At 38.5% G+C, this 20,123-nt stretch carries 20 protein-coding genes; 5 read left to right on the forward strand and 15 right to left on the reverse strand.

Annotation, left to right across the window (positions count from 1 at the left end; genetic code table 11):
* Positions 1 to 252 precede the first annotated feature (252 nt).
* Positions 253 to 1,170, forward strand: coding sequence for a heme o synthase (gene cyoE, locus SCI76_RS03965; RefSeq protein ID WP_013056789.1), 918 nt, complete (start codon positions 253 to 255; stop codon positions 1,168 to 1,170).
* A 24-nt stretch (positions 1,171 to 1,194) separates the two neighbouring features.
* On the opposite strand, the gene SCI76_RS03970 is transcribed toward cyoE, so the two are convergent.
* Together SCI76_RS03970 and SCI76_RS03975 are read right to left on the reverse strand one after the other, a co-directional pair.
* Positions 1,195 to 2,133 (reverse strand): carbohydrate kinase family protein, encoded by a 939-nt coding sequence (locus tag SCI76_RS03970; RefSeq protein ID WP_063247300.1) that lies wholly within the window; start codon positions 2,131 to 2,133, stop codon positions 1,195 to 1,197.
* Between the two features lies 1 nt (position 2,134).
* Positions 2,135 to 2,344, reverse strand: coding sequence for a cysteine-rich CWC family protein (locus SCI76_RS03975; protein ID WP_033578825.1), 210 nt, complete (start codon positions 2,342 to 2,344; stop codon positions 2,135 to 2,137).
* Between the two features lie 158 nt (positions 2,345 to 2,502).
* Between SCI76_RS03975 and SCI76_RS03980 the strand changes: the two genes are divergently transcribed.
* Entirely contained in the window at positions 2,503 to 3,861 is a 1,359-nt protein-coding gene (locus tag SCI76_RS03980; RefSeq protein WP_328179539.1) for a D-serine ammonia-lyase, read from the forward strand.
* 31 nt (positions 3,862 to 3,892) lie between these two features.
* Here the strand turns inward: SCI76_RS03980 and SCI76_RS03985 are convergent, their stop codons facing one another.
* The 3 genes from SCI76_RS03985 to SCI76_RS03995 all read right to left on the reverse strand — a co-directional run bounded on the left by SCI76_RS03985 (position 3,893) and on the right by SCI76_RS03995 (position 7,224).
* Positions 3,893 to 5,275, reverse strand: a complete 1,383-nt coding sequence (locus SCI76_RS03985) for a PH domain-containing protein (RefSeq protein WP_257042552.1) — start codon at positions 5,273 to 5,275, stop codon at positions 3,893 to 3,895.
* A complete protein-coding gene (locus SCI76_RS03990) occupies positions 5,268 to 5,750 on the reverse strand; it encodes a PH domain-containing protein (RefSeq protein WP_013056785.1) in 483 nt (160 codons plus the stop codon). Before SCI76_RS03990 ends, SCI76_RS03985 begins: the two co-directional genes overlap by 8 nt.
* Before the next feature lie 142 nt (positions 5,751 to 5,892).
* Entirely contained in the window at positions 5,893 to 7,224 is a 1,332-nt protein-coding gene (locus SCI76_RS03995) for an NAD-dependent malic enzyme (protein WP_034265658.1), read from the reverse strand.
* A gap of 308 nt (positions 7,225 to 7,532) precedes the next feature.
* Here SCI76_RS03995 and SCI76_RS04000 point away from each other — a divergent pair, with 308 nt between their 5' ends.
* Complete coding sequence (locus tag SCI76_RS04000; RefSeq protein WP_028413576.1) at positions 7,533 to 8,111, forward strand: TIGR00730 family Rossman fold protein; 579 nt, start codon at positions 7,533 to 7,535, stop codon at positions 8,109 to 8,111.
* A gap of 29 nt (positions 8,112 to 8,140) precedes the next feature.
* Here SCI76_RS04000 and SCI76_RS04005 read toward each other — a convergent pair whose 3' ends face one another.
* Positions 8,141 to 9,352: a cytochrome P450 gene (locus SCI76_RS04005; RefSeq protein WP_407545059.1), complete on the reverse strand. Its 1,212-nt coding sequence runs from the start codon at positions 9,350 to 9,352 to the stop codon at positions 8,141 to 8,143.
* Positions 9,353 to 9,637: 285 nt separating this feature from the next.
* Between SCI76_RS04005 and SCI76_RS04010 the strand changes: the two genes are divergently transcribed.
* Both SCI76_RS04010 and SCI76_RS04015 read left to right on the forward strand, forming a co-directional pair.
* Positions 9,638 to 10,369 (forward strand): ZIP family metal transporter, encoded by a 732-nt coding sequence (locus SCI76_RS04010; RefSeq protein WP_221833441.1) that lies wholly within the window; start codon positions 9,638 to 9,640, stop codon positions 10,367 to 10,369.
* Positions 10,370 to 10,452: 83 nt separating this feature from the next.
* Positions 10,453 to 10,998, forward strand: a complete 546-nt coding sequence (locus SCI76_RS04015; RefSeq protein WP_028413579.1) for a DUF4825 domain-containing protein — start codon at positions 10,453 to 10,455, stop codon at positions 10,996 to 10,998.
* A gap of 20 nt (positions 10,999 to 11,018) precedes the next feature.
* Here the strand turns inward: SCI76_RS04015 and SCI76_RS04020 are convergent, their stop codons facing one another.
* From SCI76_RS04020 to xylB, 9 genes are all read right to left on the reverse strand, one after another.
* The gene (locus tag SCI76_RS04020; protein WP_407545060.1) at positions 11,019 to 11,921 is read right to left on the reverse strand and encodes a GNAT family N-acetyltransferase; all 903 of its coding nucleotides are present in this window, start codon (positions 11,919 to 11,921) and stop codon (positions 11,019 to 11,021) included.
* A 150-nt stretch (positions 11,922 to 12,071) separates the two neighbouring features.
* On the reverse strand, positions 12,072 to 13,421 hold the full coding sequence (gene fucP / locus SCI76_RS04025; RefSeq protein WP_063247295.1) for an L-fucose:H+ symporter permease: 1,350 nt from the start codon (positions 13,419 to 13,421) through the stop codon (positions 12,072 to 12,074).
* Positions 13,422 to 13,509: 88 nt separating this feature from the next.
* A complete protein-coding gene (gene nagB / locus SCI76_RS04030; protein WP_407545061.1) occupies positions 13,510 to 14,235 on the reverse strand; it encodes a glucosamine-6-phosphate deaminase in 726 nt (241 codons plus the stop codon).
* Between the two features lie 107 nt (positions 14,236 to 14,342).
* A complete protein-coding gene (locus SCI76_RS04035) occupies positions 14,343 to 15,302 on the reverse strand; it encodes a shikimate dehydrogenase (protein WP_033578816.1) in 960 nt (319 codons plus the stop codon).
* Between the two features lie 19 nt (positions 15,303 to 15,321).
* On the reverse strand, positions 15,322 to 16,275 hold the full coding sequence (locus SCI76_RS04040; RefSeq protein WP_048021221.1) for a phosphotriesterase: 954 nt from the start codon (positions 16,273 to 16,275) through the stop codon (positions 15,322 to 15,324).
* A complete protein-coding gene (locus SCI76_RS04045; RefSeq protein WP_063247294.1) occupies positions 16,275 to 16,937 on the reverse strand; it encodes a bifunctional 4-hydroxy-2-oxoglutarate aldolase/2-dehydro-3-deoxy-phosphogluconate aldolase in 663 nt (220 codons plus the stop codon). The genes SCI76_RS04040 and SCI76_RS04045 overlap by 1 nt, the downstream gene beginning before the upstream one ends.
* The gene (locus SCI76_RS04050; RefSeq protein ID WP_328179536.1) at positions 16,921 to 17,886 is read right to left on the reverse strand and encodes a phosphoglycerate dehydrogenase; all 966 of its coding nucleotides are present in this window, start codon (positions 17,884 to 17,886) and stop codon (positions 16,921 to 16,923) included. Before SCI76_RS04050 ends, SCI76_RS04045 begins: the two co-directional genes overlap by 17 nt.
* A gap of 19 nt (positions 17,887 to 17,905) precedes the next feature.
* A complete protein-coding gene (locus SCI76_RS04055) occupies positions 17,906 to 18,490 on the reverse strand; it encodes a glucose-6-phosphate isomerase family protein (RefSeq protein WP_328179535.1) in 585 nt (194 codons plus the stop codon).
* 22 nt (positions 18,491 to 18,512) lie between these two features.
* A complete protein-coding gene (gene xylB, locus SCI76_RS04060) occupies positions 18,513 to 20,021 on the reverse strand; it encodes a xylulokinase (RefSeq protein ID WP_063247292.1) in 1,509 nt (502 codons plus the stop codon).
* Between the last annotated feature and the right edge of the window lie 102 nt (positions 20,022 to 20,123).

Below are 20,123 nucleotides of genomic sequence, written 5' to 3' on the forward strand. Positions count from 1 at the left end.
TCGTTAAAAGTTCACCAGATAGTCAAAATTTTCGTTTTTAAGCATTCCATTTTTATCTTATAATAAAGGATGTACTTATTTTCAGTCGGAAATTCGACATTTTTCTTTGTTTTTTAAAAAAGTTCAAGGAATGTTAACAATTTTTACGAGCAACCTTGATGTAATTACGATATTTTTTTGTTAAAATAGTTTAGTTGATTAATAAAGATTAGGTTTATTCGTGTAAGAATAAGCTCAAAAAGGAGAATTGCTGTGAAAAATACCGAAGTTATCACAAAGGAATCACTTCCTATCAATCAGTATTTTTCCCGGGAAGTAATCAGTGCTATTATAAAAACTGGGATTATTAAATCGAACTCACTAGGAATGGTTGCTGGGCTTTGTCTCGCAATTGCTGTTAATGACTTAAGCTTTGTGACACAAATTCCTATCATTATTTTGGCTTTAATTGGGACATCCTTTGTCGTAGGAGGAGCTGGGGCAGTTAATAACTTCTATGACCGTGATATCGATGCGATCATGAAACGTACAAAAGACAGACCGACGGTAACAGGAGCGGTCAACCCTAAATTTGCTCTATGGTTAGGACTGGCTTTATTTGTTATTGGTGTAGGTATTTTATTTTTAGTTTCTAACATGGCCGCCATTATGGGTATTTTAGGATTTTTCTTTTATGTAGTGCCTTATACTATGCTTACAAAACGTACAACCATTTATAATACCGAAGTCGGAAGTATTTCTGGAGCTATGCCTCCAATCATTGGATGGGCCGCTATTTCACCAGACTTATTCCATCCAGTAGCAATTGGATTGTTTGTATTTATGTTTTTATGGCAGCCTCCTCACTTCTACGCTATTGCGATTAGAAGACTTGAGGAATATAAAGCCGCAGGTGTACCAATGCTTCCTGTAGTAAAAGGTATCCGTCGTTCCAAAGTCCAAACGCTTGTATACCTAGTTATTTTGCTAGCGGCATCGTTCTTATTTTTATCGTTTAGTAAAATTATCGCATTTACAATGTTCGGTTTAACACTCGTGTGGATGCTTCTTGGGATTGTTGGATTTAAAAAATTAGAAGATACAAAATGGGCTACTTTAATGTTTGTGTTCTCATTGAACCACCTTACGATTATTTTTGCCCTTATGATTATACTGTCATTTTTTAAATAATAAACGTTCAAAAGCAGGTAGCTATTAGCTACCTGCTTTTATATTAGATACTTCTTTTGCTTTCAGTGAAATTATTCCTCCGTATCTCGCCGAAACTGCTCCACCTAACGCGTTGGCAAACATTGTGTACTGCTTACATGACTCCTCACGTTCAGGCAAACCTTTTTCATGAATACACCAGAGAATTCCTGCCATAAATGCATCCCCCGCTCCCGTTGTGTCTATCGCCTGTACTTTTTTTACACTCACATGAAGCGTTTGATTTGCAGTAACGGCTACTGCGCCATTTTCTCCTTGAGTGACCCATACGAACGGAATATGATACGCTCTCAGTTTCTCTAGGCTTTCTGCCAGATCTGTTGAATTCATCAAAAATAGGAGCTCATCTTGAGAAATTTTCAAAATATCTGTTTCGTACAAAAACGATGTTACGATATTTCTACATGCTGCTTCACTTTCCCATCTTTTCATTCGAATATTCGGATCAAACGCTACAAGCATACGATATTTTTTTGCGAGCCTCACAGCTTCTCTTGTAGTTTCCTGGGAAATCGGATGAAACAAAGTGCCTGATCCAAAATAAAAAATCGCTGCCTTCTCAAATAGAGCTTCCTGCAGCTCATATTTATACACTTGCTCATGAGGGGTAGAATCTATGTAGGAATGAAAGTAACGATCTCCTTCTTTACTTTTATGTACATACACTTCACAAACTTTTTTCGTCACCGAAGTTACACAGCCGCTTTGGTTTACTCCTTCAATTAAAAGCTTCTTTCTTACAAAATCACTTGTTTCATCACTCCCTAACTTGCAGATATAAGATGCTTTTGCTCCTAACTTCTGAACTCCAACTGCTACATTAACGGTTGTGCCTCCTAAAAAAGGGTCAAAGTCAGTGTTAGATTCATTTTTGGCGATAAAATCAATAAATGCCTCACCGTATGAAATAATTCCTTTTTTCACGTTAATCCCCACCTTCTTCCTTCTGTCTCGCAACGCATTTGACGCATACACACGCTTTCCCTCTGCTTTCTAAAGGAATTTGTTTAAACAGATCAGGAGTAAAAACTTTCTGCATGCACCAACACTTTTCTATTTCTCTGCCTTGTACAGAAGCACAGTTATTTTTCTCTCCGCAGATAGGACATCTGCTATCATCGCCTGAAAATGCCATAAATTCCTCTCCTTTTTTCTATGCAGTTGTATAAGTTATCTTTATTAGTATACAAGAGGCAGTTAAAATGCGCTTTCTGCTTTTTGATATTTTCGTTTTCAACTTCTTCTATTCTTGATACTATATAAAGGAAATAACATATTGAGAAAGGAGCCTTTATGACTACACATTTATTTCACCAAAAACCCCTTGCTACATGGATGCGTGAATATCCTTTATTAACACCTTTAATCAATAAACAGGAAATACTTTGGATAAATCCTTATTTAAAACCTGCTCAAGAAGCACTTTCGTCTCTTTCTTTACATACCAAAGATATAAAAGATGCAAAAGAGCGACTTTCTCGCTTTTCTTCTTTTCTTCAAATCGCTTTTCCGGAGCTAAAAGCATCAAAAGGAATCATTGAATCACCTCTTCAAGAAATTGCATACATGAAAGACTATTTAAATCAACAAATGAATAACGAGCTGCAAGGAAAATTATTGATGAAATGCGATCACGACCTTCCTATATCAGGTTCTATTAAAGCAAGAGGCGGCATTTATGAAGTATTAAAATTTGCTGAAAGTCTTGCTATCAAAGAAGGGCTGCTTACTGAAGAAGACAGCTATGCTCTTCTAGCTGAAGAACGATGTAAAAAGTTATTTTCTTCTTATTCTATTGCAGTAGGATCTACCGGTAATTTAGGTTTAAGCATTGGTATTATAAGCGCCGCTCTCGGCTTTAACGTCACCGTCCATATGTCAGCCGATGCGAAGAAATGGAAAAAAGATCTGCTTCGTTCGAAAGGCGTAACCGTTATTGAATATCAGTCTGACTACGGAAAAGCCGTGGAAGAAGGACGAAAGCAAGCCGAAGCAGACCCCGCCTGTCATTTTATTGACGATGAGCAGTCTAGAGATTTATTTCTTGGTTATTCCGTCGCTGCCTTACGCTTGGAAAAGCAGCTAGCCGAGCTGCAAATTCAAGTAGACGCCGAACATCCTTTATTTGTCTATTTACCTTGCGGAGTAGGCGGAGGTCCTGGCGGTATTACGTTTGGATTAAAAGCAATATACGGTGATCATGTTCACTGCTTTTTTGCTGAACCTACTCACTCTCCTTGCATGCTGCTTGGATTAATGACCGAGCTGCATGATGGCATTTCCGTTACCGATATTGGACTTGATAACATAACAGCTGCCGATGGACTAGCTGTAGGAAGGCCATCTAGCTTTGTAGGCGAAACGATAAAATCGCTTATTAGCGGAATTTATACTGTAGAAGATGATCAGCTTTTCCGATTTATTTATGAGCTAGCCAATCGTGAAAATATGTATATAGAACCTTCAGCAGCGGCTGGTTTACAAGGGCCTCTTCACCTGATGGAAAGCGGGTCTTCCTATATACAAGCGCAAGCACTAGAAAACGATATGTCAAAAGCTACTCACCTTGTATGGTCAACTGGAGGCAGTATGGTGCCCGCTGACGTGATGAATAGCTATTACGAGCAAGGAAAAAAGTTAATGAATAGATAACGTCAAAAGGCATGAAGAACAATGATATTCTTCATGCCTTTTTAGAAGAAGTAGCTTGCAGAAAGATAGGATGCCAAATTTCAAATGGAAAATATCCCGATTTATAGCTGCCGCTTGTACCCATAGTTGAAATTTTTATTTTCCTGTATCCTTTTTTCCATAAAAAGGTGCCTGCAAACACCTCAATTTGCTCCACTTTCTTCCTTCTAATAATCGTTGTTTTTCGTGTTAAAAACTGTGAGCGAATAGCGACAAATACCTCGTTCATCATTAAGCCGCCTTGGCGATAGCCCAACCAGTGAATAAGTACATATGCAAGGCATAGCACAGCAATAACCCACACGAACATTGATTTCCAAAAGCTGATGCCAATCCCTGCCGCTACAAATAACAAGAGCGGTAATAGTAATGGGTACCATGCATATTGAATAGCTGTATTTCTTGGACACTTTATATATTCGTAGTGCGGGACATATACGTTCATTAACGCTGAAATCTCTTTTTGCTGGATAAACGGGTGTAAATAGACCTTTTCTTTTAAATCAGAGGTTACGACATTTAACGAAACGGAAGACCATCCAAATAAGCGTCGAACCAACCCTTCCTCTATCGTAACAGCCTGTATTTTATGAAAAGGAATCGTAAGGGATTTCTTATTTAATAGTCCGTATTTAATATGTAGATAATGATCGTAGCGTTCCACTGTGAAACCGCCAAATCGTATCACATATAAAACGATAGACAACAAATAAGCAAGCACCACAATTGCAGCCACTAATACAAATAAACCAAGCATCGATTGATGAATCACTTCTTCGTAAGCTGTCTTCACCCAGCGGTTGATATACGTATCAATATACTGATAGAGAAAACCAAGAGCAGCAAATATATAGCCAAAATTCCCGGAAAACGCAGCAGCTAACGCCAGCTGTTTCACCGACACTTTCATCATACGTTCAGGACTTTTTTCTGTTATTTCCGGCTGACTCCCTGACAGCTTTAACGTATCTTTAAGATGGTGCGCTTCTTTTAGTGAAATACCAGATAAATCAATTTCAGCATCCGTACCGCTGCTGGCCGTGTCAATACGAAGCCGGGCTAAGCGAAGAATTCTAAAGACAAACGGCTGATCTAACTGAATCGATTGAATGCGATTTCGTTGAATAAATCGTTTTTCTTTTTTAAAAATCCCTTTATACAGACGCACTTCCGTTTCCGTTACTTCATAACGAAATTCCCTCCAGGTAAAAAAAGCAAATAAAGCGACTACGCCTCCCGCTAATAGCGTTGCCCACCAATATGTAAACAACAGGTGCCGATTGACGATAAATACAAACACAAAAGGCAGGATATTATTTTTTATATGTTCAATAAATGCTATTGCAATATATAGCGGATGCAGCCGCTTACTCATCTTCATCATCTACCTCTGCTAGTCTAGCAATATACTCTCGCAGTGCTTCAGCATCTCTTTGTACGAGTGCAGGAATTTCGACGCTTCCAGCTGCTGTGATGATTTTAACAGATGCCAAGTCGAATTTTCGAAAAATCGGCCCTGTCAACGTTTCAACGTGCTGTACTTTCACAAGGGGAATTTTCGTATGATACCAGATGAAGAGCCCTCTTTGCACATCAATTTGAGTATCTGTTACTTCATATGAATATACATTCATATATACATTTGGAGCTATAATTGTATATATGATAAAGCTCACGACTAATAGTCCAGCTGATATCCATCCAATAATTGACCACCAATCAAAAAAATGAACGAGTAGAAAATAACCCGCTGTTGCCAGAAGCCACAGGCTATGCGTAAAAATGGATTGCCAGCGCATCGCTTTTTTAGCCTCGAGGGGCAATTTGCCCTTTAAATGTTCAAACTCCATAGAAACTCCTTTCTCTACCTTTTTTACTATTACTATTACTATATTACGTTAAAAAAGGAAAAAAGTTTCATCGTTTACTATTTTCTTATTATTTTTTGATAAAAAACAAACAAGGCTGCCTATTTCGAGGCAGCCTTGTTTGTTATCGATAAACGCCGTCTTTCTCTCCGTGTGCAACAGCCGCTCTTTCAACTGCTTCAGATACTGCTTCGTGTACAGCTAGATTAAGAGGGTGAGGAACTAAATCGCCTGGACGCGTTGAATTTGCAATGGCTTCAGCTGCAGCTACAAGCATCGTATGCGTAATATCACGCACTCCCGCATTTAATACTCCTCTGAAAATACCTGGGAAGCCAAGCACATTATTCACTGACCTTCCGTCAGTAGCATAAATAGCTCCTGCTTCAAGAGCATCTTCAGGTTCAATTTCTGGTTTTGGATTAGAAAGTGCTAAAATGATTTGCCCTTTTCGAATCCATTCTTTCTGTATTAAGCCAGGTACACCTGTTGTCGCAATAACAATATCACAGTTCTCCATAAGCTCTTCTAATGAATCAGCTACTTTTCCACCGTAGCTGACCAAGCGCTCATTCGCTTCAGGAGACTTATCAGCTCCTATCACCTGTTTGACACCGTAAGCCATGAACATTCTGCAAGTAGCGATACCAGCAGCTCCTAAACCAATCTGCCCTACTTTTGCTTCTTTCAAATTCACACCTGTGCTGCGACAAGCTGAGATAGCTGCTGCTAGCGTCACAACTGCTGTTCCGTGTTGATCATCATGCATAACTGGAATATCTAGCTCTTCTTTTAAACGTTCTTCAATTTCAAAGCAGTGAGGCGACCCTATATCTTCTAGTAAAATACCGCCAAATCCTGGTGAAATATTTTTAACCGTTTGAATGATTTCTTCCGGCTCATTTACATTCAACAAAATAGGGATAGCGTTTACACTGGCAAGCTGATCAAATAACGCAGCTTTTCCTTCCATAACAGGCATTCCTGCAACTGGACCAATATTCCCTAGTCCTAGTATAGCGGTACCATCCGTTACAATCGCAACCGTGTTTCCAATGCTCGTATAAATTTTAGCTTTGTCGGGCTGTTCTTGAATAGCACGGCAAACGTTTGCTACACCTGGTGTATATACTCTTCTTAAGTCAGCGATCGACTCAATTTTCATTTTGCTTTTCATTTGAATTTTACCGCCTTCATGTGCATGAAGAACTTCATCTGATACTGTATGTAAAGTAATGCCTTCTAAACTGCGAACCGCTTCAAGCAATTCCTCAAGCTGGTCTTCACTTTCTACTTGAACCGTAATACTTCTCATCGTGTAGTTATGTCCTACTTTAACGGTTTCAACCTCGCCAATGTCTCCTCCTACATTTCCAATGGCTGTTGCTACTCTTCCTAAGTTTCCGGGTACAGTCGGTGTTTGTACCATTAATGTGCGTATTAAATTATTCATCATATCCCCATATCCCCCTTGTCCTAATCCTGCAAGTACGTATACTTACTAATGAAGCGTTTAAAACGGTCCAATTTCCCATAAGTTCATATTATCTACTTATCTTACAAGTAGATCTATGCGTACTCTCTTTTTCATCAAAAGAAAAGAAATAGATAACGCTTTCAAACAGATGTTTCGCTTTGATTATAAGCAAAGTTTTTAGAATAATCAAGCGATGACATTGTGAAAATTCATAAATTATTAAGAAGGATTTTGTTGTTCATAAACAGAAAAGACTTATATAGAGAAGAAACAAAGGAGTGAAGAAATTGAAATCAATTTGTGTGTTTGCAGGATCAAGCGCAGGAATAAAAACAGAATATAAAGAGGCCGCCGTCTCGCTAGGACGCTACATGGCCCAAGAAAACTACCGGCTGATTTACGGAGGCTCACGAATGGGCCTGATGGGAGAAGTCGCAAATGAAATGCTTGAACATGGGGGCGAAGTCATTGGTATTATGCCCCGCGGTTTGTTTAGCGGTGAAATTGTTCATACCGCGCTGACAGAACTCATCGAAGTAGAGAGCATGCACGAGCGAAAAGCAACTATGCACGAGTTAGCAGATGCTTATATTGCCCTTCCTGGAGGTTTCGGGACATTTGAAGAGCTGTTTGAAGCTCTTTGCTGGGCTCAAATTGGCATACATAAAAAACCAGTGGGGTTATTAAATGTAAACGGCTACTACAACCCGCTTATGCAAATGGTTCAGCATGCAGTAGATGAAGGATTTTCTACGGATTCTGCTATTCGTCTCATCAATATTTCTGATACTCCCGAACAGCTTATCTCTTCAATGGACACCTATACGTCTCCTTCAGAGGACCAAAAATGGAAGACTGAACGCTAAAAAGCAAGCGCATCATTTGCGCTCGCTTTTCAGGCGTTATCAAAAGTAATTTCATATTTTTTTACCCCAAAAACAAAAGGGCTATCTATTGGCTTTAAAGACTGATTCTCAACTTTGGAAAATTCCCCTTTTTTTAGTAATTTAGCAAAGGCAATTTTCCCTTCCATTCTTGCTAACGGTGCTCCTAAGCAAAAATGGATGCCAAAACCAAAGCTTACGTGAGGATTCGTTTTACGACGCACGACAAAAGTGTTAGACCGTTCAAACTTAGCTGAATCTCTATTTGCACTTGCTGCCCAGCTAATTACCTGCTGCCCTTTTTTAATTTTACACTCTCCAAGTTCTACATCTTCAGCGGCTATGCGTCCAATCGCTTGAATAGGAGGATAATAGCGGAGCGTTTCTTCCACGAGATTCGGAACTAGGGATATGTCTTGACGAACTTCATTCTGTATGTCTATGTCTTCTGTCATATACCGGACTCCGTTCGTAATTAAGTTTGTTGTTGTTTCATTGCCTGCTACTAGCAATAGAATACAAAACCCTAGTACTTCCTCTTCTGTTAAATGTTCGCCGTCAATTTCTGCTTCTAAAAGCAGCGAAATCAGATCTTCTTGTTTCTTTCTCTGACGCTCAGCGATAATTTCTTTAAAATACCCTTGTAAAAAAAGCACCCCTTCATTACGCTTGTGCATCATTTTCGCAAAAGCTTCGTCTGAATTATTTTCAGCACCGCTCACTAAGTCATCGGAGTACTTTTTAAACAGTGCTCGATCTTGTATAGGTACTCCTAGCAGCTCAGCTATTACAATAATCGGCAGTGGTCCAGCAAAATCTTCTACTATATCAAACTTTTTTTTGCTGCTTACTTCATCTAATAAATAATCTGCAATCTCTTCAATATGACCCTCCAAGTGCTGAATAGCTCTTGGTGTAAAAGCTTTATTCACTAAGTTTCGTAATTTTGTGTGTTTTGGAGGATCCATCATTAAGATACTTTCTTGGCGTTCTTCCATTGCTCGTTTGGATGAAAAAAGCGACGGGTTTTTTAAAATATACTTTACTGTTTCGTAATCAAATACATCCCAGCAGTTTCGGCTTTCATCGTAACGAATAGGTGCTTCTTGACGCAGACTGTTATAAATATCAAATGGGTAAAGCTGCTGTTCAACGGATTTAATTTCTTGCATAGGAATTAAGTTAGCATAACGATTTTCTCTTTTCACTGCTTTTGGATTCATCTCGTCTTCCTTCTTTCGTTTAAAAGTGACCTCATTAAGTTTTTTGACCTTCTACAGATGAAAGAATTTTTTTCCATCTTTATATCTTTTGATCAGACTATCACAAGGTTTTTTCACTTTCAACGGACATAATCAGAAAATTTTGTCAATTATACAGAAGACTTATTTTATTTAAGGTCTAAATCAGTGATTCTTTTCCATTTTTTTAGTTCTTTTATCTTGTTTCATAATAATCACATAGATGGTTACACTACAAATAAGTACGCAAGAAAGTAGGGATCTCATGTGATAGATGCCCTTATGTGGGGTGGTGTCTCAGGCTCAGCTGTATTAATTGGAGCTATTATAGCTATTTTTGTACCTTTAAAAAAACAGTTGACTGCTTATATTATGGCTTTTGGCACGGGCGTTTTGTTAGGAGCTGCTGCTTACGAGCTCATTCAAGATTCGGTAAAAGAAGCGGGAATTATTGCTTCTTCTTTAGGCTTCTTAACAGGCGCAGCACTTTTTACTCTTCTTGATATGTCTTTAGCTAAAAAAGGTGCTCACAAAAGAAAACGTTCAAACCACCTTGTCCCAGCTAGCTCAGGACTAGCCATTTTTATTGGTACCATTATGGATGCTATACCTGAATCACTGATGATTGGCGCAAGTTTGATTGAACAGCACCATGTTAGCTGGCTGCTTGTTGTTTCTATTTTTATCAGCAATATACCGGAAGGAATCTCCGGGACAAGCGGACTACTAAAAAGCCAATATAAGCGAAAGAAAATTTTTTCATTATGGCTTTCGGTCTTCTTTATATCAGCTCTTTGTTCTTGGATTGGATATCTATTTCTTCAAGACGCTACCCCAAACATGATGGGCTTTATTGCCTCATTTGCCGGTGGTGGAATTGTGGCCATGGTTGCTTCTACGATGTTGCCGGAAGCTTTTGAAGAAGGTGGTCCTATTATTGGTTTTATTGCTTCATTAGGGTTATTAACTTCTATTATTTTGGATTATCTGTCTTTTTAATGAATAAACTTATATTTTGTATGAAACAAAAAGTGTAGGTCTTTCGTCTTTACAAGTAGATATAAACAAAAGGAGTTACCATTATGAAAAAAATAGATGCTTCTCTTACACTTTGTATAGTGCTCACTTGCCTATCAGGGTGTGCCTATGCACCTCATAATAATCTGTCTGCTGAAAGAGTCTCTGCTTCTTCTATTCATCATACTTCTTCTTTAAAACGTGATACTTCAATAGAAGAAATAACAAATAAACTTCCAGGACACGTTTATTTAAAAGGTATAACTTTTCAAAATGCGCAAAAACCTTACTACTTAGCAATTAACTACGCTGCAACAGATAATCAGCATGCGTTTGAAAAAAGCTGGACGTCTGTTAAAACTAAACGTACACTTTTACATAACGCAACCATTTTACTTTCTGCCGTACAAAATGTTGACAGCGTTCACTTTACTATTAACACGACTGTTCCTCAGACAATCACGATTACTCGAAAAGAGTTAACCGACTTCTACGGAACAGATCTGCGCAATTATAAGGACGGGACTCAAGCATGGAAAGCAAAATACGAAGGGCAGCAAGAAAAAATCGAGGAATTTTATGATGCACATCCAATTACGGAAATGCAGTAAAAGCGGCCCATTGCCGCTTTTTAAAGTTGTTTTTTCATAAACACCTGCTCAAGTTTGATTCCTTCATCTGTATATAAATCTTGAAAACCAAATGATTTTAACATTTTCACGAGTAAGCTATTTCCTTTTTCAGGTACATTATGTGTATTGTAAGCAATTGGTCCATGCATATTAAAAATGGTTGCTAATAAAAAGGCCAGAACGTCCTCTGAATTTGAGATATGTTCCTTAACGCTTCCTTGATAAAAAGTAACGGAATTCACGATGCCTATGGAAGAAAAATTCTTTTGAAATAATAGATAGCCAACTTCTTCGTTTCTTTCATTCAACGCAATAAACGATTCTCCATCACAAATACAGTCAAATTGATTTTTCCACGGAACGTCGTATGTATAAAAGGGTAGGTTTTGAATATCTTTTGCAAGCCTTCGCTTTAACGAATATGCAAGCTGATTCTTCTTTTTAAGTAAAGAAGCGGGAAAACTACCTCTATGCTTTAGAAAGAAAAGCGTATCTACAATTTCATATCCATATTTCTCATAAAGGTGAATAGCTTTTTTATTGACTGTAAATGCTTCCAGACTGGCTTCCACTACTCCTTGCTGCTGATATTTCTCAAGTGTAGCTTTTAGTAAGGCTTCACCAATTCCCATTTTTCGGTAAAGGAATGCTACACTTGTACCTCCACTCCAAGCATGTTTCTTTCCTTTGACTCTTTTTATTCCATTTAACATAATTCCAGCTGGTGTGTCATTATAAAAAGCGACAAAAGAATGCTCGACAGATAAACGATCCACACCAAACCTACAAATGAATTGATCTAGTGACATCTCAACCGGAATGTAATAATCTTCAAAACCCTTATTAAATGCTTCTAGCGCATCAGAAAAAGAACACTGACTTAAAGGCTTAATTATAATCACAGGACATTCCTTCCTTTTTTAAAAAGATAATAATAAATAATTAAAGTAAAAAAAAGAAAACTGCTTCCAAAGCAGTTTTCTTTTTAACTTAAGGCAATTTACATTGTATTCGATGAAAAACTTAAAATTCCTTGTTTATAAAATCAATTTCTATTTAGCTGAATTAACTTGGTCTTCATTCATTAGTTTTTTTACTTTTTCACGTTTGTTTACACCACTATAAAAATAGTATCCTACATAGATAAAACATGCCGTCGGAACTAAAAAAGCGAGTTGAAGCGACCCTGTTAAGTCTGATACAAGTCCTTGAACGGCGGGAATAACAGCTCCTCCTACAATAGCCATAACTAGAATAGCTCCCGCGACTTCCGTATGCTGTTTTTCTTCTACTATTTCTAACGTTTCACTATAGATTGTTGCCCAACATGGACCAAAAAGCATGCTTACAGCAACAGCTGCATATACAGCCATCGTACTGGATGCAAACGACGTATACGCAAGTAAAAGCGTACCAATAATTGAATAGATAACTAACACTTTTTTGGCTGAAAAACGTGTCATCAATAGATTAGCTACAAATTTCCCAACAAAAAAAGCAATAAAACTATAAATCATGAAATTTGATGCGCTTCGCTCATTAATTTCAGAATTAAGATCTAAGGCCAATCTGATGGTAAATGACCATACAGCTACCTGCATCCCTACGTATAGAAATTGGGCTATGATACCTTTACGAAAACACGAATTCCCCCCTAAATACTTTAGCGTTTTTATTAATTCGCTTTTTTGCCCTACCTCGTGCTTCTCTATTTGAGCTTTACATGAAGGATATTTCGTTATAAGAAAAAGTACCAGTACGGCAATAAGAACTAAAATCATATATTTATAAGGCTGCAGCGTATGCTGTAACATTTTAAGGCCAAAAATATGTGCTTCTTCCGAGCTCATTTTAGCAAGCTGATTATCAAGGCTTTCCCCTTCTTGGAAGATTAAATACTTACCAAGTACAATTCCTAAAAGAGATCCGATAGGTGTAAACGTCTGACTGATATTAAGGCGTAGCACTGCGGATTCCCTAGGTCCCATCATGGAGCTATACGTATTAGCTGATGTTTCAAGAAAACCTAAACCAATGGCGATTGCAAAAATTGCGCATAAAAACATAGAATAGGTAGCCATATGAGAAGCAGGAAAAAACAGTGAACAACCTATAATATAGAAGATTAGTCCCGTAATAACAGCAAGCTTATAATTTGTTTTTTTAATAATTAACGAAGCTGGAATAGCAATTAAAAAGTATCCCCCGTAGAAAGCACTTTGCACAAAAGCCGTTGCAAAGTCGCTAAGAGTAAATACACTTTTAAACTGAGCAATTAAAATATCATTTAAACTCGCGGCTGCTCCCCAAAGTGGGAAAAGAATAGAAAGTAAAATAAATTGAAAGATAGGCGTTCGATTAAGATACCCATTAGGCATTTGAACTAAATTTTTATGTTTCATTGTAAAGCCTCCCTATTATCACTCATCATTTCTTTACAAATCCACTTGCTTCCGTGTTCACCTATGCTGTTAAAATACTCCTTGACATCTAAAGTAACGAGGCTGCTTCTTTGTCTACAATAACTGTGACGTTAGGATGTAACTGAAGAAGAGAAGAGGGACATCTTGTTGTAATATGTCCATGTAACGTTTGATAAACAGCCTCTGCTTTTTCATTACCACTGGCGATAAAGATAATGTGTCTTGCTTTTAAAATGTCTCCTACTCCCATTGCTATTGCTTTTTCAGGGACATCTTCTATATTTAAAAAAAACCTAGCGTTGTCTCGTATCGTTTCTTTGGTTAACTTAGCAATATGCGTAGCCCCATGCAAGTAATCTTGAGGCTCGTTGAAACCAATGTGACCATTCCTTCCAACTCCCAATATCTGTACGTCAATTCCGTTGGCTTTCATTAATTTCTCATTGTATTCTTTCACTGCTTGATCTTCGTTCTCAAATATACCTAAAGGAATATGCACCTGCTCTTCTTTGATATTTACGTATTTTAAAAAATTTTCCCATGTATAGTACGCGTAACTTTGGAAATGCTCTGGCTCCAAACCGATGTATTCATCTAAATTGAATGTTGTTACATTTGAAAAATCTACTTTTCCTTCCTCGTATAACTGAATTAAATTTTTATACGTACCTAGAGGCGTTCCTCCGGTCGAAAGACCCAATACTAACTCTGGATTCTCCTTTATACATTTAGCCGTTTCAACAGCTGCCATGTAACTCATTTCCTCATAATTTTCTGTGCTTATAATCTTCATAAGAGGCACATCCTTCACCTTTTTGTAGTCTTTTTTGTTGACGCTTTCACTTTTAGTTATCTCTGTTTTATGTAAGTGAAGAGGAGAAACATTTTCTCCTCACTCCCTTATTTCCCACTTACTTTTGATTGATTAAACTCACTTGAAATTCTTTCAATTTCAGTAAATTGCTCATTGCTTAGTTGGATTTGGAACACTTCTGAAATTACCTGAGTCCACCCATGTATGAAATAAATCCATCCGTCTTCAACATATAATGACTGCGTCTCTTTTTGCGACAGCGCTTGGTGCATAAACAACAAATCCCCTCGATAATTCAGTTCCCACACAAGACTATTGTGAGGAAATAGCGCCTCGTTGCTTAGCGGAGAGCCTGGTCGATCTTTTCCAAGCCCCGTTGCATTAATAACTAGAGAATAAGGCTTGAGTTTAGATAACACTTTATCATTTTTAGATGGCTCGTCTACTGTAAGATACTGAATAGGTACATCCGTAGACATTTCCGAGATAATTTTCTGCATTGAATCTAACCTCGGTTGACTTCGGTTTGTCACATAGATAGCAGATGGCATGCCATTACGTTTTGCATCGTGGATCAAGTTTGAAGCAATGGCAATGGCACTTCCGCCAGCTCCCATAATAAGGACATCCCCCTTATGTTTGTTCCAATAACCTTTTGGAAGGAAACCCTCCATGGCTAATCCGCTAGAGATATGATCCTTAGCATGTCCAATCAGCTTTCCGTCTCTTTTGGAAATACTTGATAACTCTCCAAATAACAGCGCATAAGGATCAAGCTCATCGAACAAGTCTTTTGCCGCATGATATAGATCAATTTTGTGTGTTGTGACCAATGCCCCCAGCGACAGAGGATCATTCTTTAAAAAAGTTACCACTTCACGGTACACTTCACGGCTTGCATGAATATCAATATCAATTCCTTTAATCTCCGCATCGATACAAAGAGATTTAGCCCATAAAGGAAATAGCTTCATGATAGAGGATTGTCCTGTTGTAACGCCAATAAAATAAAAGGTTGGTTTGGTTGCATTTACTAGATTTAACATAGTGTCCTCCTTGATTTTTCTAAACGCTTAAAGCTGCGAGCGGATTATCCAGAACTAAGGTACTAATGGTTTTATCTGAAATCCCACTTATTTTCAACTTTGGAATAAAGGTTTTAGTTAAGTAATCAATTCCTATTTCTCCCCCATATGCTTGCAGCCTCGCTCTAGTTGTATCCAGGCTAATTAAAAGAGATTCTTGAAAGCCGCTATTCAACATGTGGTGAATTAACTCAATTTCTTTATCATCGCTGTGATATTTAAACCGTCCAATCGTATCGTACTCAAGGTAGACACCCGTTGCCGCTACTTCTTTATGCAATCCGTAGTCATGATGAGTACGATCGAGATGACAAAGAATTATTTTTTTAGCTGCTACCTGTTTATCCGTCAAAAATTGAATAATTTCAAACGGATCGGATTCTTTTTCAATATGAACCATAATAGGGACGTTTGTTAAAAGCGACGCTTCGGCAGCTGCCTCAAACTTCATTTGATAATAGGGAGTTAACCCCTTTTTATCGACGGCTGTTTTAATTAGCCCTGCCTTTGCATTAACTTTTTTAGTGGGCCTCTCTATTCCATTACCTACATACATTCCTTTTTGAATTTCAGAAACAAAAAGCGCTGTAAGGACCTCTGCTGATTCATTATGGATCCAATGATCTCGCCAATAGAACATGGATTTATGGAACCCTGTTGAAGCAACAATATGAACATCTGTTCGCTTGGAGACTCGTATCAAGTCCATTGCCATGCGCCCCGCGCCGATCGGCTGTGCGTCCACTACAAGAGAGCGCGCAGACAGTTTCTTTACTTCACTTACTGTAACATCGACATTATCAATGCATAAATCTGAATTAGTACTCGCTGCATGACCTTTTTCAAGCATAAGGTGCTCATGCGGCTGAACATGTACGATTTCGTTTGAATCCACAAGGCCTAAAACAGTTTGTATACGACTTGAATTTTTCATTATCTAATACCGCTAAGCGTCAATTTAGCCTGCTGCGCTTTACGTATCAACAAAGAGGCATATTCACGAATTTTTTGGGAGTCAAGCGATTCCCCACCTGCTTTTGTTAAATTAGACCCTACCCCTACAGCGATTGCTCCTGCTTGAATCCAGTGCTCAATATTTGTTTCATTGACGCCTCCAGTAGGCATAATATTAGCTTGAGGCAAAGGCCCTTTTACATTTTTAATATGAGCCGTTCCTGCTAAGTCTGCTGGGAATAATTTAAGAATTTCGCACCCTGCTTTAAGCGCAGTAACCATTTCTGTCATTGTAAAAGTTCCGGGCATAACAAGAGCTTGATATTGATGGCTTACCGCAATAATGTCCATGTCCAAGTGAGGAGTCACAACAAAATCTGCTCCTGCTTGAAGGGCACTAACCGCCGAATGAACGTCCATGACGGTACCCATTCCTATGTAAACGGACTGAGAGGCACATTCACTTTTTAATTGACGTAATATGTCAATTGCATTTGGAACCGTCATCGTTAGTTCGATTGCCTGTATTCCGCCATCAATTGCAGCTCTAGCTGTCGTTAACACTTCCGCTTCTGTACCTCGTAAAACTGCCACAACACTACTTTTACAAATACCATTCATAACTTCACGTTTGCGTGACATGCTGGTTCCCTCCTTGCCCTTTTGAAATTCCTTGCTGAAAAAATTTAATGACGCTATGCGTTGACTGTAATGTCATACGCTCGATTGCCTCTTTACTGGCCGCTGCATTATGAGGGGTTAAAACAGCATTATCTAACTCTAGCAAAGGAGAATCTGTAGGCGGCTCAACGGAAAATACATCAATTCCCGCTCCTAGTATTTTTTCTTCTTTTAAAATATGAAAAAGATCGGTTTCATTTATGATTCCGCCTCTTGCGGTATTAATGAGAATTGCCTCTTTCTTCATCTTCTTCATCATTTGATAGTTTAGAAGGTTTGTTGTTTCAGGCACAAGAGGCATATGAACAGATACAACATCGCTTTTTGTTAACAATTCATTTATGTGGACGTAGGTTGCACCATATTCAGCAGCTGCCAGCTCATCTTGAAAAACGTCATAAACGAGGACGTTCATTTGAAATCCTTTAGCACGGCGGGCAACAGCTTTTCCTATTGCACCGAACCCTAGAATCCCTAGCGTTTTCCCATAAAGTTCAACACCTACGTTTTTTGTCCACTGCCCTTTTCTGAGCCTTTGAGAAGATAGTGAAATTTGTCTGGCTACAGACAGCATTAAACCAAACGCGTAGTCTGCAACAGCTTCATGATTCACACCGGGAGTATTCACGACCACAATTCCTTTTTGGGTTGCATATTCTTTAGGAATATTATCAGTACCTGCTCCATATTTTGCTATAATTTTAAGCTCCGAAGCGTGGTTTAAAACTTCTTTGCTAAGATGGTCAGTTCCTATGATTAAGGCTTGTACATTTTGTATGAGCTCTATAAACCTGGACTCAGAAATAGGGCCGACCTCTCTTATCACCTCAAACCCCTCTTCGCGCCATTTATTCATAATGTCTTCTGTAAACATCCCATATGACCGAGGGGTAATTAATACTTTAAGCATGTGGTTTTCTCCTTTTTTGTTATTTTACCGCTTGTATATAGCGAGGGTTTTCAATATATGTTGGCTTGTCATTTTGTTCAACTAACGCCTTTACAAATCCTTCTGTTTCAATACCTCCGTAATCATGGCCTGCATCTCCCGGGTAAGCTGCAAAAAACACAAAAGGTTCTTCCCCCGTATTAACAGTGCGATGAGCCCATTCTGGTGCCACATATGCCACTGTTCCCGGCACCATTTCTAGGATAGAAAACTCTCCGTCTTTTGTTTGCATTAGCAGCTCACCTTTTCCTTTAAGGCAAAAATAAATTTCAGCTCTATCTAATACTTCGTGATAATGTCCCTTGGTCATAAAATACTCTTTTCCTACTTTTCCTGGATGCAAAATAGTTACGCAATGCTGAATGTGAGGCATTGTCTCTGGAACTACTACGTTATAAACCTCGTAAATAAGCGGGTTGTTCTTAAGTTGATTTTCAAATTCTCCCTCGTCTAAGTACATGCCTTCCATATCCGATAAATGTCGAATAATGACTTTTCCTTCTGGATTTAATTTACCTGTTTCAAAATCTAATTGTGTAGCAAAAGGTTGAAATAATGTACTCATTTATCATGCATCTCCTCTATTTTTAATTAAAAACTTTTAACTTTTGGTAAACTGGTTTTAGCTGTTCATACGTTTCATTAAATACCGAAAAAAACTCTTGATACTGTTCTTGAATATCTGGCTGAGGATGGTGAATACCTACTCTCTTCACCCATTTTTTAGCCTCTTTAAAATTATCTACTATCCCTACTCCAACGGCTCCAGCCATCGCTGCCCCCATAGATGTTGCTTCATCTAAATAGTTAGGCACATACACATCAAGCCCGTAAATATCTGCTAGAATTTGACGCCATAAAGTGCTTTTTGCTCCGCCGCCTAATACCCACATCCGGTCAATTGGTGCTCCTTCTTTTTGAAAAGTATCAAGTACAATTTTCAAGTTATATGCCACTCCTTCCATGACGGAACGAGCAATGTCTCCTCTTGTGTGAGTAATGGACAAACCAGCAAAAGCTCCCCTAGCATCCGGATTCCATCTGGGTGAGCGTTCTCCCATTAAGTAAGGTAAATAAATTAGCCCTTTTGACGTAGGGGGCGATTGCTCGGCTTCACTATTCATAAGTTCATAGCTTTTGTTGGAATTTTGATAAAGTAACTCTGTGATCCATTGCATAGATCCCCCACCGCACTGCATTGTTCCATTAGGGGAATATTTAGTAGAATCAAGGTGAACCCATGTATACGTTTTCATTTCAGGATCAAAAATAGGCTTGTTTGATGCCGTTGCAATCCATGAAGAAGAGCCAATGTAATTAAAAGCTTCTCCTTCATCCATAACGCCCACGCCGGCAGCTGCACACACTCCATCACCTCCCCCTATTACCACAGGAGTTCCTTGAAGTAAGCCTGTTTCGTCTGATGCCTTAGCTGTTACTGATCCTACTACATCAGTAGAAGCATACAAATCTGGAAAAAGCTCCGGCTCAATTCTCCATGTATTTAAAATGTCACGAGACCATACTTTATTTACTAAATCAAAACAGTTAGTTCCGCATGCATCTGAATAATCGGTTGCAAATATACCTGTTAGTTTATACACAAGGTAATCTTTCGCTTGTAAGATTTTATATGCTTTTTTAAAGCGTTCCGGCTCATTTTCCTTGACCCATTTAATCTTTGCTCCAGAATATGATGAGCTAATGCGGTGTCCTGTGATTTCATAAACATTTTTCATACCTATTTCATTCTCAAACCGCCGAGCCTGATCGGCCGCCCGCATATCTGCCCATATAATGGAATTACCAAGAGGAGTTCCATCTCGATCTACAAGCAAGCAGCCGAGCATTTGCCCGCTGAAACTCACAGCAGAAATTTCTTCGCGTTTCACTCCACTTTGCTCAAGCAAAATTTTTGTTGTTTCACAAACGGCTTCCCACCAGTCTGATGGATTTTGTTCAGCCCATCCAGCTTTAGGATAGAAGGTTTTATATTTATAGAGCGTACTATTAACCAACGTTCCGTCAGCCTTGTATAAAGTTGCTTTATTTCCCGTTGTTCCGATATCATGAGCAATAATATACCCATTACTCATACCCATCCCTCCTTCAATAGCTCATAGACTAAATCTTTCATCTTGTAATGACGTAATTACCAGTTAGTGCAGAGAAATGAACAAGTTAAAAAACTCGTTCAG

The sequence above is a fragment of the Priestia sp. HNGD-A6 genome, assembly GCF_045784335.1.
Lineage (GTDB): Bacteria > Bacillota > Bacilli > Bacillales > Bacillaceae_H > Priestia > Priestia zanthoxyli.

Bases quoted from the DNA above. Each gene is read 5' to 3' on its own strand.
- xylB (WP_063247292.1), bottom strand. From the start codon at position 20,021: ATGAGTAATGGGTATATTATTGCTCATGATATCGGAACAACGGGAAAT.
- fucP (WP_063247295.1), bottom strand. From the start codon at position 13,421: ATGAAACATAAAAATTTAGTTCAAATGCCTAATGGGTATCTTAATCGA.
- SCI76_RS03990 (WP_013056785.1), bottom strand. From the start codon at position 5,750: ATGGAGTTTGAACATTTAAAGGGCAAATTGCCCCTCGAGGCTAAAAAA.
- SCI76_RS04015 (WP_028413579.1), top strand. From the start codon at position 10,453: ATGAAAAAAATAGATGCTTCTCTTACACTTTGTATAGTGCTCACTTGC.
- SCI76_RS03975 (WP_033578825.1), bottom strand. From the start codon at position 2,344: ATGGCATTTTCAGGCGATGATAGCAGATGTCCTATCTGCGGAGAGAAA.
- SCI76_RS03995 (WP_034265658.1), bottom strand. From the start codon at position 7,224: ATGATGAATAATTTAATACGCACATTAATGGTACAAACACCGACTGTA.
- SCI76_RS04040 (WP_048021221.1), bottom strand. From the start codon at position 16,275: ATGAAAAATTCAAGTCGTATACAAACTGTTTTAGGCCTTGTGGATTCA.
- SCI76_RS03985 (WP_257042552.1), bottom strand. From the start codon at position 5,275: ATGAGTAAGCGGCTGCATCCGCTATATATTGCAATAGCATTTATTGAA.
- SCI76_RS04035 (WP_033578816.1), bottom strand. From the start codon at position 15,302: ATGTTAAATCTAGTAAATGCAACCAAACCAACCTTTTATTTTATTGGC.
- SCI76_RS04005 (WP_407545059.1), bottom strand. From the start codon at position 9,352: ATGAATCCAAAAGCAGTGAAAAGAGAAAATCGTTATGCTAACTTAATT.
- SCI76_RS04055 (WP_328179535.1), bottom strand. From the start codon at position 18,490: ATGAGTACATTATTTCAACCTTTTGCTACACAATTAGATTTTGAAACA.
- SCI76_RS04050 (WP_328179536.1), bottom strand. From the start codon at position 17,886: ATGCTTAAAGTATTAATTACCCCTCGGTCATATGGGATGTTTACAGAA.
- SCI76_RS03980 (WP_328179539.1), top strand. From the start codon at position 2,503: ATGACTACACATTTATTTCACCAAAAACCCCTTGCTACATGGATGCGT.
- nagB (WP_407545061.1), bottom strand. From the start codon at position 14,235: ATGAAGATTATAAGCACAGAAAATTATGAGGAAATGAGTTACATGGCA.
- SCI76_RS04045 (WP_063247294.1), bottom strand. From the start codon at position 16,937: ATGTCACGCAAACGTGAAGTTATGAATGGTATTTGTAAAAGTAGTGTT.